The sequence below is a fragment of the Streptomyces sp. NPDC059649 genome, from assembly GCF_042734445.1.
In the GTDB taxonomy this organism is placed as follows: Bacteria; Actinomycetota; Actinomycetes; order Streptomycetales; family Streptomycetaceae; genus Streptomyces.
The window spans coordinates 62805-72361 of record NZ_JBHWDV010000004.1 but is presented as its reverse complement, the minus strand read 5'-3'; the positions used below and the strand labels follow the sequence as shown (position 1 = coordinate 72361).

Here is a 9557-nt window from a genome sequence, read left to right as displayed (position 1 = left end):
GCACACCTTAACCGGCCCCCGGTGGGGGGCCACCGGCACGGGGAGGGGCAGCGGGAGGGCGGGCCGCGTCCTCGGGTCCGCCGGCCGGGCGGGAGGACCCCACGGTCGATCGGGGCGCCTCCAGGTGTGCTAACCGGCCGGGATCTCACGGTCGGCGCGTACGGCCACGACAAAGGCACCACGGCCGTCCGTCCCGTCCGCCCTGTCCGCCCCATCCACCGTGTCCGCTCCGTCCGCCCTGTCCGTCCCGTCCGCCCCGTCGGCGTCGGCCTTGCCGGGACGGGCGCCCGAGGCCGGCCCGTACCCGTACGAGGCCGCGAGCGTCTCGTGGGCGTACGTACGCGGCTGCCAGCCGTGCCGGCCCAGCCAGTCGTCGGCCGGCTCGTCGAGCCCGCCCTTCCACAGTGCGCTGATCTCCCGCATCGACGGCAGGGCGCGCCCGCCGGCCATCATCGGGCTGTTGCGGAAGTCCCCGGAGCCCGCGAAGGCGAGGCGGCTGCCCGGGGCGGACTGTTCGCCGAGGGTGGTCAGCAGCCGGGCGGCCTCTTCGGCCGACAGATAGACCAACAGCCCCTCGACGAGCCAGGCGGTCGGCTCGTCCGGCGCGAAACCGGCGGCCCGCAGCGCGGCGGGCCAGTCCGTGCGGAGATCGGCGGTGACGGCGGTACGCGCACACCGCGGCCGGGCTCCCTGCTCGTCCAGCACCCGCTCCTTGAAGGCCAACACCTCCGGCAGATCGACCTCGTAGAGGCGTAGGCCGTCGGGCCACGGCAACCGGTAGGCGCGGGTGTCGAGGCCGGCGGCGAGGACCACCACCTGACGGAGGGCGTGTGCGGTGGCGGCGGCGGTCAGGTAGTCGTCGAAGAAACGGGTGCGCAGCACGATGTGCCGGAACAGCCCGCGGTGGAACGCCTCCCGGCGGGCGGCGGGCACCTCCGCGTCGTCCGCCCGCGCGGCGGCGGTGGGTGGCGGCGGGGCGGCGGCCACGAAGGCCGCGGCGTACGGATCGTCGAAGAGCCGGTCCGGGCGGGCACTTTCGGCCGCACGGATCCGGGCCACACCTAGTGCCGTGGCGGCGACGCCGCGCAACTCGCCCATGAGGGGCCTCCGGAGTGAGGAGAGAAGAGGTGAAGAGGTAGTGAGCAGGAGGGTAGCGCAATTGGTTGCCTGGGGCTACTAAAATTCCCGCGCCGCGCCAGGGGCTTCGACTGCACCGCCTGCGGGTTCGGTTCGGTCACACCGCCTGGTAGCGCGCCGGGCCCCCGTCCGTCGCCCGCTCCACCTGCTCCACCTGTCCCAGCTTCACCAGACGGCGCAGATGCGCCTCGGCCTCCGAGACGGCGATGTTCCGCGACGCGTAAGGGATTTGTTCCCACGGGCGGTTCCACTCCATCCGCACCGCGAGCTCCCAGGGGGTGAGCGGTTCGCGGAGCAGTGCTCTCAGTCCGGAGAGCCGCTCTTCGTGGTGGGCGATGAGCTCGCGTACGCGTGCGCCGGCATCGGCGAAGGCATGCTGATGCGCCGGCAGGACCTCGGCGGGCGCGAGGTGGGCGATGCGTTCGAGGGAGTCGAGGTAGTCGCCGAGGGGGTCGGTGCCAGTGGCGTCGTCCGGATCCTCGTAGAGGCCGATGTGCGGGGTGATGCCGGGGAGAAGGTGGTCACCGGAGAACAGCCGCCCGAAACCGCCCACTTGTCGGCCCTCGTGTTGTTCGGGACCGGGTCGGCCCTCGTGCTGTCGGGGACCGGCCGCCGGATGCTCCTCCTCCAGGTGCAGGCATACATGGCCCGGCGTGTGCCCGGGGGTCCAGATGGCGCGCAGCCGGCGCCCGGGGAGGTCGAGCAGGTCGCCGGGCGCGATGTCGCGGTCCGGCAGTGCGGCCTGCCGGCTGTGAGGCCGGCGGCCGCTCCTTCCCTTGGCGCGTGCCTCCCGTAGGGGGGTCAGATGTTCGTCCGGTGCGCCCGCGGCGGAGAGTTTGGCGATCAGGTAGTCGAGCCACTGCCCGGGAACGGCCGCGCGGGTGCGGCGTACGACGGCGGTGTCCGCGGCGTGCATCGCGATCCAGGCGCCGGACGCCTCCCGCACCTTGGCGGAGAGGCCGTGGTGATCGGGGTGGTGGTGGGTGATCAGTACCCCGTGGAGATCGGTGAGGGCGAAGCCGCAGGCGGTGACGCCGGCCACCAGGGTGTCCCAGGAGTCCGGATCGTCCCATCCGGTATCGATCAGCACCGGCCCGCGATCGGTCTCCAGGAGGTGGACGAGGGTGTGGCCGAGCGGATTGTCCGGGATGGGGACGGCGATGCTCCACACCCCGCCCTTGTGGTCGATCACCTGCGCGCCCATCGCGGGTCCCCTCTCGTCGAAACCGGCTTCACTATAACTAGAACGGGTTTCAGGTGACCGGGTAAGTGGCCGTCGACTGTGGTGAGTTGACGGGTATCGGATTCGGTCCGTGCCGTGGACTCCTCCCACTGGAACTGGTAACAGTTCTGACGCGGGAGCATGCCTGACGATCCGTCAGGAACAGTAAGGCGCCAGCAGGCCACAGCAGGTCATCGTCGGGAGGCGGCAGCAGCCATGAGCGACCTCGTCGAGCACGGAAAGCTCTACATAGGCGGTGAGTTGGTCGATCCGGCCGGCCGGGACACGATCGAGGTCGTTTCGCCGCACACCGAGCAGGTCATCGGCCGGGTCCCGCACGCCGCGCGGGCCGATGTCGACCGTGCGGTGGGCGCGGCCCGCACCTCCTTCGAGTCCGGGGTGTGGGCGAACGCCCCGCTCGCGGACCGGATCGAGGTGGTGACCCGTATCAAGGACGCCTTCGCGGCGCGCAGTGAGGAGATCGCCCGGGTCATCAGTTCCGAGAACGGCACCCCGTACACCTCGGGCGTCATGGTGCAGTCGCTGGCCTCGGTGCTGGCCTGGGACGCGGCGCTCACGGTGGCCCGGGACTTCCCGTTCGAGGAACGGCGGGCCGGGGTGCTGGGGCCGATCCTCGTACGACGGGAGCCGGCCGGGGTGGTGGCGGCCGTGGTGCCGTGGAACGTGCCGCAGTTCACCGCCGCCGCCAAGCTGGCGCCGGCGCTGCTGGCCGGGTGTTCGGTGGTGCTGAAGGTGTCGCCGGAGACCCCGTTGGACGCGTACCTCCTCGCGGAGATCGCGACCGCGGCCGGGCTGCCGGAGGGGGTGCTGTCGATCCTGCCGGCGGACCGTGAGGTGAGTGAGTACCTCGTCGGGCATCCGGGCGTGGACAAGGTGTCGTTCACCGGGTCGGTGGCGGCGGGCAAGCGGGTCATGGAGGTCGCGGCCCGGAACCTCAGCCGGGTCACGCTGGAGCTGGGCGGCAAGTCGGCGGCGGTGATCCTGCCGGACGCGGACCTGGACGCGGCGGTGGCCGGCATCGTGCCGTTCGCGTGGATGATCAACGGGCAGGCGTGTGTGGCGCAGACCCGGATCCTCGCGCCGCGCAGCCACTACGACGAGATCGCCGAACGCTTCACCGCGGCGGCGTCCGCACTCACCGTGGGCGACCCGCTGGATCCGGCCACCGAGGTGGGCCCGCTGGTCGCCCGCCGGCAGCAGCAGCGCTCGCTGGACTACATCGCGCTCGGCCAGAAGGAAGGCGCCAAGGTCCTGACCGGCGGCGGCCGGCCGAAGGGGCAGGCCACCGGCTGGTACGTCGAGCCGACGCTCTTCGGCGAGGTCGACAACGGGATGCGGATCGCCCGGGAGGAGATCTTCGGGCCGGTCATCTGCCTCCTGCCGTACGAGGACGAGGCGGCGGCGGTACGGATCGCCAACGACTCCGACTACGGGCTGTCCGGCTCGGTGTGGACGGGCGATGTCGAGCACGGCATCGACGTGGCGCGGCGGGTGCGGACCGGCACGTACTCGGTGAACACGTTCAGCATCGACATGCTCGGGCCGTTCGGCGGCTACAAGGACTCCGGGATCGGGCGGGAGTTCGGGCCCGAGGGGTTCGGTGAGTATCTGGAGCACAAGATGATCCACCTGCCGGCGGGGGCGTGATGGCGGACGCGGAGGGGCGCACGGCGGAGCGGTGGCGGGTGGAGGTCGACCGGGGCGTGTGCATCGGGTCGGGGATGTGTGTCGGCGCGGCGCCGGACGGGTTCCGGCTGGACACCGCGCGGCAGTCCCATCCGGTGGCGGCGGAGACGGAGCCCGACGAGCGCGTACTGGCGGCGGCCGAGGGGTGCCCCGTGGAGGCGATCACGCTCACCGTGGTGGACAGCGGGGCGGCGGTCTTCCCTCCGGAGGACTGAAGCGTCCAAGTCCCCGCCTCCGGTGACGTGACGTCGATCCGCCAGAGGGGCCAGGGGGAGGCGCCCCCTAGCTCTTCCCCGCCCCCGGTGACGTGACGTCGATCAGTTTGCAGACCGTTTCGATGTCGATCTTGACCTGGGCGATCGAGGCGCGGCCGGAGAGCCAGGTGATCAGGGCCGAGTGCCAGGTGTGCTCGATGACGCGGACCGCGGAGAGTTGTTCGGGGGTGGGCGGGCCGTCCAGGCGCATCGCGTCGAGGATGATCGCCGTGGTCAGCCGGGAGACCGTGTCGACCTCGGGGCTCACCGAGCGGTCGGCGAAGGTCAGGGCGCGGACCATGGCGTCCGCGAGGTGCGGTTCGCGCTGCAGGGCGCGGAACGCCCGCATCAGGGTCTGGGCGACCCGGGCGCCCGGGTCCTGCTCGGACGGCGGGCGCTTGCGCAGCGTCTCGTGCATGTGCTGGAGCTGGTCCTGCATGGTGGCGACCAGCAGGTGCACCTTGGACGGGAAGTAGCGGTAGAGGGTGCCGAGCGCGACGCCCGAGGACTCGGCGACCTCGCGCATCTGTACGGCGTCGAAGCCGCCACGGGAGGCCAGTTTGGCGCTGGTGTGCAGGATGCGGCGGCGCCGGGCCTCCTGACGCTCGGTCAGGGGAGGACTCGCGGGAAGCACCGGCCTGGCTGCCTTGGATTCCGTAGTCATTGTTCCCATTCCATGGCTGTTCCGTGGCCGTCCGTGGCGTTCTGTCCGCGATGTGATGAGTGCCGCTGCCGCGACCGGAACAGCATGGCAGGGGGTCGGGTGGTGGCGCGAATCACCTGGTGCGGCTCTTTTCGCATCGTTCTCGGCCGGTAGATTCGAAGCTCGGTGAACTGATCAGTAGCCCAGCAGTTCTGAAACTTGTTCTAGATTACCGCCAGCGGTTACGCTCCGGCGAAAGTCCAGTGAGAAGGGGGCCGAGCGTGACCGCAGAGGCCGTTCAGGCAGCCGCGCCTCGCCCTGCCGGGGACTCCTCGGCCGCCGCCCCGCGGGACCACGCGCACCCGGAGCGCAGCGCGACCACCTCCTCGGAAGGCCACGGGCGTCCCCTGCGCATCGCGATGCTGACGTACAAGGGGAACCCGTTCTGCGGCGGCCAGGGCGTCTACGTACGGCACCTCTCGCGCGAACTGGCCCGGCTCGGCCACACCGTCGAGGTGATAGGCGCCCAGCCCTACCCGGTGCTCGACGAGGGCGTGCGGCTGACCGAGCTGCCGAGCCTGGACCTCTACCGCCAGCCGGACCCGTTCCGCACCCCGAAGCGCGGCGAGTACCGCGACTGGATCGACGCCCTCGAGGTGGGCACGATGTGGACCGGCGGCTTCCCCGAGCCGCTGACCTTCTCGCTGCGGGCCCGGCGTCATCTCGCGGACCGCCGCGGCCAGTTCGACGTCGTGCACGACAACCAGACCCTCGGTTACGGCCTGCTCGGCGGCCCCGACGCGCTCGGCGCCCCGCTGGTCACCACGATCCACCACCCCATCACCGTCGACCGCCGGCTCGACCTGGCCGCCGCCACGGACTGGAAGCGCCGCGCCTCGGTCCGCCGCTGGTACGGCTTCACCCGGATGCAGAAGCGGGTCGCCCGCCGGCTGCCGTCCGTCCTGACCGTCTCCGGTTCGTCCCGCCAGGAGATCGTCGACGACCTCGGCGTCCGCCCCGACCGGATCCATGTCGTGCACATCGGCGCCGACACCGACCTTTTCTCGCCGGATGCGTCCGTCCCCGAGGTGCCGGGCCGGATCGTCACCACCTCCAGCGCCGACGTCCCCCTCAAGGGCCTGATCCACCTCGTCGAGGCGCTCGCCAAGGTGCGCACCGAGGACCCCGACGCCCATCTGGTGGTCGTCGGCAAGCGCGCCGACGACGGACCGGTCGCCGCCGCCATCGAACGGCTCGGGCTGGCCGGCGCCATCGAGTTCGTCAAGGGCATCAGCGACCCCGAACTCGTCGACCTCGTCCGCTCCGCCCAGATCGCCTGTGTGCCCTCCCTCTACGAAGGGTTCTCGCTGCCCGCCGCCGAAGCGATGGCCACCGGCACCCCGCTGCTCGCGACCACCGGCGGCGCCATCCCGGAGGTCGCCGGGCCGGACGGCGAGACGTGTCTGGCCGTACCGCCGGGCGACGCCGGTGCGCTGGCGGCCGGGCTGCTGCGGCTGCTCGGCGACCCGGAGCTGCGCCGCCGGCTGGGCACGGCCGGCCGGGAGCGGGTGCTGACCCGCTTCACCTGGCGCCAGGCCGCCCTCGGCACCGCCGAGCGCTACCGCGAGGCCATCGCCCGCCAGGGCAGCCGGTCCGCCGCCGCCCCCAGATAGTTCCGTCACCCCGGCACCGCCTCCCGGGCGCCCCGCCGTCGTTTGCCGCACCACCGCCACCCACCGCCGGACGAAAGCAGAACGCCGTGCTGACCGTCGACTTCTCCCGATTCCCGCTCGCTCCCGGCGACCGCGTGCTCGACCTGGGCTGCGGCGCCGGTCGGCACGCCTTCGAGTGCTACCGGCGCGGCGCGCAGGTCGTCGCCCTCGACCAGAACGGCGACGAGATCCGCGAGGTCGCCAAGTGGTTCGCCGCGATGAAGGAGGCCGGCGAGGCCCCGGCCGGTGCGTCCGCCACCGCCATGGAGGGTGACGCGCTGGCCCTGCCCTTCCCCGACGACAGCTTCGACGTCGTCATCATCTCCGAGGTCATGGAGCACATCCCGGACGACAAGGGCGTGCTCGCCGAGATGGTGCGGGTGCTGCGCCCCGGCGGCCGGATCGCGGTCACCGTGCCGCGGTACGGGCCGGAGAAGATCTGCTGGGCGCTCAGCGATGCGTACCACGAGGTCGAGGGTGGCCATATCCGTATCTACCGGGGCGACGAACTCCTCGGCAAGATGCGGGAGGCCGGCCTGGAGCCGTACGGCACGCACCACGCGCACGGGCTGCACAGCCCCTACTGGTGGCTCAAGTGCGCCTTCGGGGTGGACAACGACAAGGCGCTGCCGGTGCAGGCGTACCACAAGCTGCTGGTCTGGGACATCATGAAGAAGCCGCTGGCCACCCGGCTCGCCGAGCGGGCCCTCAACCCCGTCATCGGCAAGAGCTTCGTCGTCTACGCCACCAAGCCGCACCTGCCCGAGGCGCCCGTCGCCGACGAGGCGAGCGCGCCCGCCGAGGCCCCGGAGCCGGCCGCCCGGCCCGCCACCCGCACCCGGAAGACCGCCACGTCCACCACGAAGGCCCCCGCCACGAAGGCATCCGCCAAGTCCTCCGCCGGGGCCGCCAAGTGACGAGTCCCGGGCGTACCGAACGGCTCGTCCTGCCGGGGGTGCTCACCGCCGAACAGGCCGCCCGTACGGTCGACGGCATCCTCGCGACCCAGCGCACGGACGGCGCCATCCCGTGGTTCCGGGGTCACCACCTCGACCCATGGGACCACACCGAGGCCGCCATGGCCCTGGACGCGGCCGGCGAGCACGAGCGCGCCGAGGCCGCGTACGACTGGCTGGTGCGGCACCAGAACCCGGACGGGTCCTGGTACGCGGCCTACGCCGACGGGGACGCGGCGGCGCCCACCGACCGCGGCCGGGAGACCAACTTCTGCGCCTACCTCGCGGTCGGCGTCTGGCACCACTACCTGTCCACCGGCGACGAGACCTTCCTCGACCGGATGTGGCCCGCGGTCCACGCCGCGATCGAGTACGTCCTCGAACTGCAGCAGCCCGGCGGGGAGATCGGCTGGAAGCGCGAGGACGACGGCACCCCGGTCCGCGACGCGCTGTTGACCGGCTCGTCCTCCATCTACCAGGCGCTGCGCTGCGCCCTGGCGCTCGCCGAACAGCGCGAGGAGCCGCAGCCGGACTGGGAGCTGGCGGCCGGCAGGCTCGGCCATGCGATACGCAGCCACCCCGAGCGGTTCCTGGACAAGGCCCGCTACTCCATGGACTGGTACTACCCGATCCTCGGCGGCGCGGTCCGCGGCCAGGCGGCCCGGGACCGGATCGACGCCGACTGGGAGCGCTTCGTGGTGCCCGGCCTGGGCGTGCGCTGCGTCCTGCCCAACCCCTGGGTCACCGGCGGCGAGAGCGCCGAACTGGCGCTCGCGCTGTGGGCGATGGGGGAGTCCGAGCGGGCCGTGACGATCCTCAAGTGGATCCAGCACCTGCGCGCCGAGGACGGCATGTACTGGACCGGCTACGTCTTCGACGACGACGCGATCTGGCCGCGCGAACGCACCTCCTGGACGGCCGGTTCGCTGCTGCTCGCGGTGGCGGCGGTGGGCGGTGACGAGGCGACCACCCTCGTGTTCGGCGGCGAACGGCTGCCGACCGGGCTCGATCCGGACTGCTGCCGATAGGCGCGGCGCGGCATCGGCGGACCCGGCACGCGTCAAATAGGACGCCCCGGGTCCGCGATGCGCACTACTGTGCGCCGCATGACTCACCCCGCGCCCCTCCAGGGCTCCCTCAGCCATGACGCCTACTGTTCCCAACTCCTCGACGAGACCGACCGCTTGCGGGAGATCGTGCGCAGCGCCGACCTCTCCGTGACCGTGCCGACCTGTCCCGACTGGACGCTGGCCGACCTCGCCCGGCACGTGGGCGGAGCGCACCGCTGGGCCGGCACGATCGTCGCCACCCGCGCGGAGCAGGGCATCGGGCCCGACGAGGTGCCGGGCACGCCCGGGCCCGAGGGGGAGGACGCGGCGGCCCTGGACGCCTGGCTCGCCCAGGGCGCGGAGGAGACCGTGGCGGCGCTGCGCGAGGCCGGGCCGGACGCGGAGGTGTGGACCTGGGCGCCGCCGGTGCAGCGGTCCCGCTTCTGGGCCCGCCGGATGACCCATGAGACGGTCGTCCACCGCATCGACGCCGCGCTCGCCGCCGGCGTCCCCTTCGACGTGCCGCAGGAGGTGGCCGCCGACTGCCTGGAGGAGTGGCTCCAGTTGTGCGCGCTGCCGGAGGCCGCCGAGCGGTTCGCGGCGCACGGCGTCACGCCCTTCGGGCCCGGCCACACGCTCCACCTGCACGCCACGGACACGCCGGACGGGCTGAACGCCGAATGGCTGCTCGACCTCACCGGCGACCGGTTCACCCACCGCCGCGCGCACGAGAAGGCGGCGGTCGCGCTGCGCGGCCCGCTCACGGACCTGCTCTGCGTCCTCTACCGCCGGCTGCCCGCCGACAGCGACCGGGTCGAGGTGCTCGGGGACCGGGCGCTGCTCGACACCTGGCTGACGTACGCCTCGTTCGAGTGAG

Annotated in this window: 9 protein-coding genes; 6 read left to right on the top strand and 3 right to left on the bottom strand. The window is 72.5% G+C overall.

What is annotated here, in order from left to right; all coding sequences use genetic code 11:
* Positions 1–129: 129 nt before the first annotated feature.
* Both ACFV1J_RS08410 and ACFV1J_RS08405 read right to left on the bottom strand, forming a co-directional pair.
* Positions 130–1098 (bottom strand): SAM-dependent methyltransferase, encoded by a 969-nt coding sequence (locus tag ACFV1J_RS08410; RefSeq protein WP_385856502.1) that lies wholly within the window; start codon positions 1096–1098, stop codon positions 130–132.
* Between the two features lie 136 nt (positions 1099–1234).
* Entirely contained in the window at positions 1235–2341 is a 1107-nt protein-coding gene (locus ACFV1J_RS08405) for an MBL fold metallo-hydrolase (RefSeq protein WP_385856501.1), read from the bottom strand.
* A 234-nt stretch (positions 2342–2575) separates the two neighbouring features.
* Between ACFV1J_RS08405 and ACFV1J_RS08400 the strand changes: the two genes are divergently transcribed.
* Both ACFV1J_RS08400 and ACFV1J_RS08395 read left to right on the top strand, forming a co-directional pair.
* Positions 2576–4027 (top strand): aldehyde dehydrogenase, encoded by a 1452-nt coding sequence (locus tag ACFV1J_RS08400; protein WP_385856500.1) that lies wholly within the window; start codon positions 2576–2578, stop codon positions 4025–4027.
* Positions 4027–4281 carry a ferredoxin gene (locus ACFV1J_RS08395; protein ID WP_385856499.1) on the top strand — a complete coding sequence of 85 codons (255 nt, stop codon included), beginning with the start codon at positions 4027–4029 and terminating at the stop codon, positions 4279–4281. Before ACFV1J_RS08400 ends, ACFV1J_RS08395 begins: the two co-directional genes overlap by 1 nt.
* A gap of 67 nt (positions 4282–4348) precedes the next feature.
* Here ACFV1J_RS08395 and ACFV1J_RS08390 read toward each other — a convergent pair whose 3' ends face one another.
* The gene (locus ACFV1J_RS08390; protein ID WP_385856498.1) at positions 4349–4984 is read right to left on the bottom strand and encodes a TetR family transcriptional regulator; all 636 of its coding nucleotides are present in this window, start codon (positions 4982–4984) and stop codon (positions 4349–4351) included.
* 260 nt (positions 4985–5244) lie between these two features.
* Here ACFV1J_RS08390 and ACFV1J_RS08385 point away from each other — a divergent pair, with 260 nt between their 5' ends.
* From ACFV1J_RS08385 to ACFV1J_RS08370, 4 genes are all read left to right on the top strand, one after another.
* Positions 5245–6636: a glycosyltransferase family 4 protein gene (locus ACFV1J_RS08385; protein WP_385856497.1), complete on the top strand. Its 1392-nt coding sequence runs from the start codon at positions 5245–5247 to the stop codon at positions 6634–6636.
* Positions 6637–6722: 86 nt separating this feature from the next.
* A complete protein-coding gene (locus tag ACFV1J_RS08380; RefSeq protein WP_385856496.1) occupies positions 6723–7592 on the top strand; it encodes a class I SAM-dependent methyltransferase in 870 nt (289 codons plus the stop codon).
* Entirely contained in the window at positions 7589–8659 is a 1071-nt protein-coding gene (locus tag ACFV1J_RS08375; RefSeq protein ID WP_385856495.1) for a prenyltransferase/squalene oxidase repeat-containing protein, read from the top strand. The genes ACFV1J_RS08380 and ACFV1J_RS08375 overlap by 4 nt, the downstream gene beginning before the upstream one ends.
* A gap of 78 nt (positions 8660–8737) precedes the next feature.
* Positions 8738–9556, top strand: a complete 819-nt coding sequence (locus tag ACFV1J_RS08370; protein WP_385856494.1) for a maleylpyruvate isomerase family mycothiol-dependent enzyme — start codon at positions 8738–8740, stop codon at positions 9554–9556.
* Position 9557 lies beyond the last annotated feature (1 nt).

Coding starts and splice junctions, on each gene's coding strand:
- ACFV1J_RS08405 (WP_385856501.1), bottom strand. CDS start 2,341: ATGGGCGCGCAGGTGATCGACCACAAGGGCGGGGTGTGGAGCATCGCC.
- ACFV1J_RS08395 (WP_385856499.1), top strand. CDS start 4,027: ATGGCGGACGCGGAGGGGCGCACGGCGGAGCGGTGGCGGGTGGAGGTC.
- ACFV1J_RS08400 (WP_385856500.1), top strand. CDS start 2,576: ATGAGCGACCTCGTCGAGCACGGAAAGCTCTACATAGGCGGTGAGTTG.
- ACFV1J_RS08370 (WP_385856494.1), top strand. CDS start 8,738: ATGACTCACCCCGCGCCCCTCCAGGGCTCCCTCAGCCATGACGCCTAC.
- ACFV1J_RS08390 (WP_385856498.1), bottom strand. CDS start 4,984: ATGACTACGGAATCCAAGGCAGCCAGGCCGGTGCTTCCCGCGAGTCCT.
- ACFV1J_RS08410 (WP_385856502.1), bottom strand. CDS start 1,098: ATGGGCGAGTTGCGCGGCGTCGCCGCCACGGCACTAGGTGTGGCCCGG.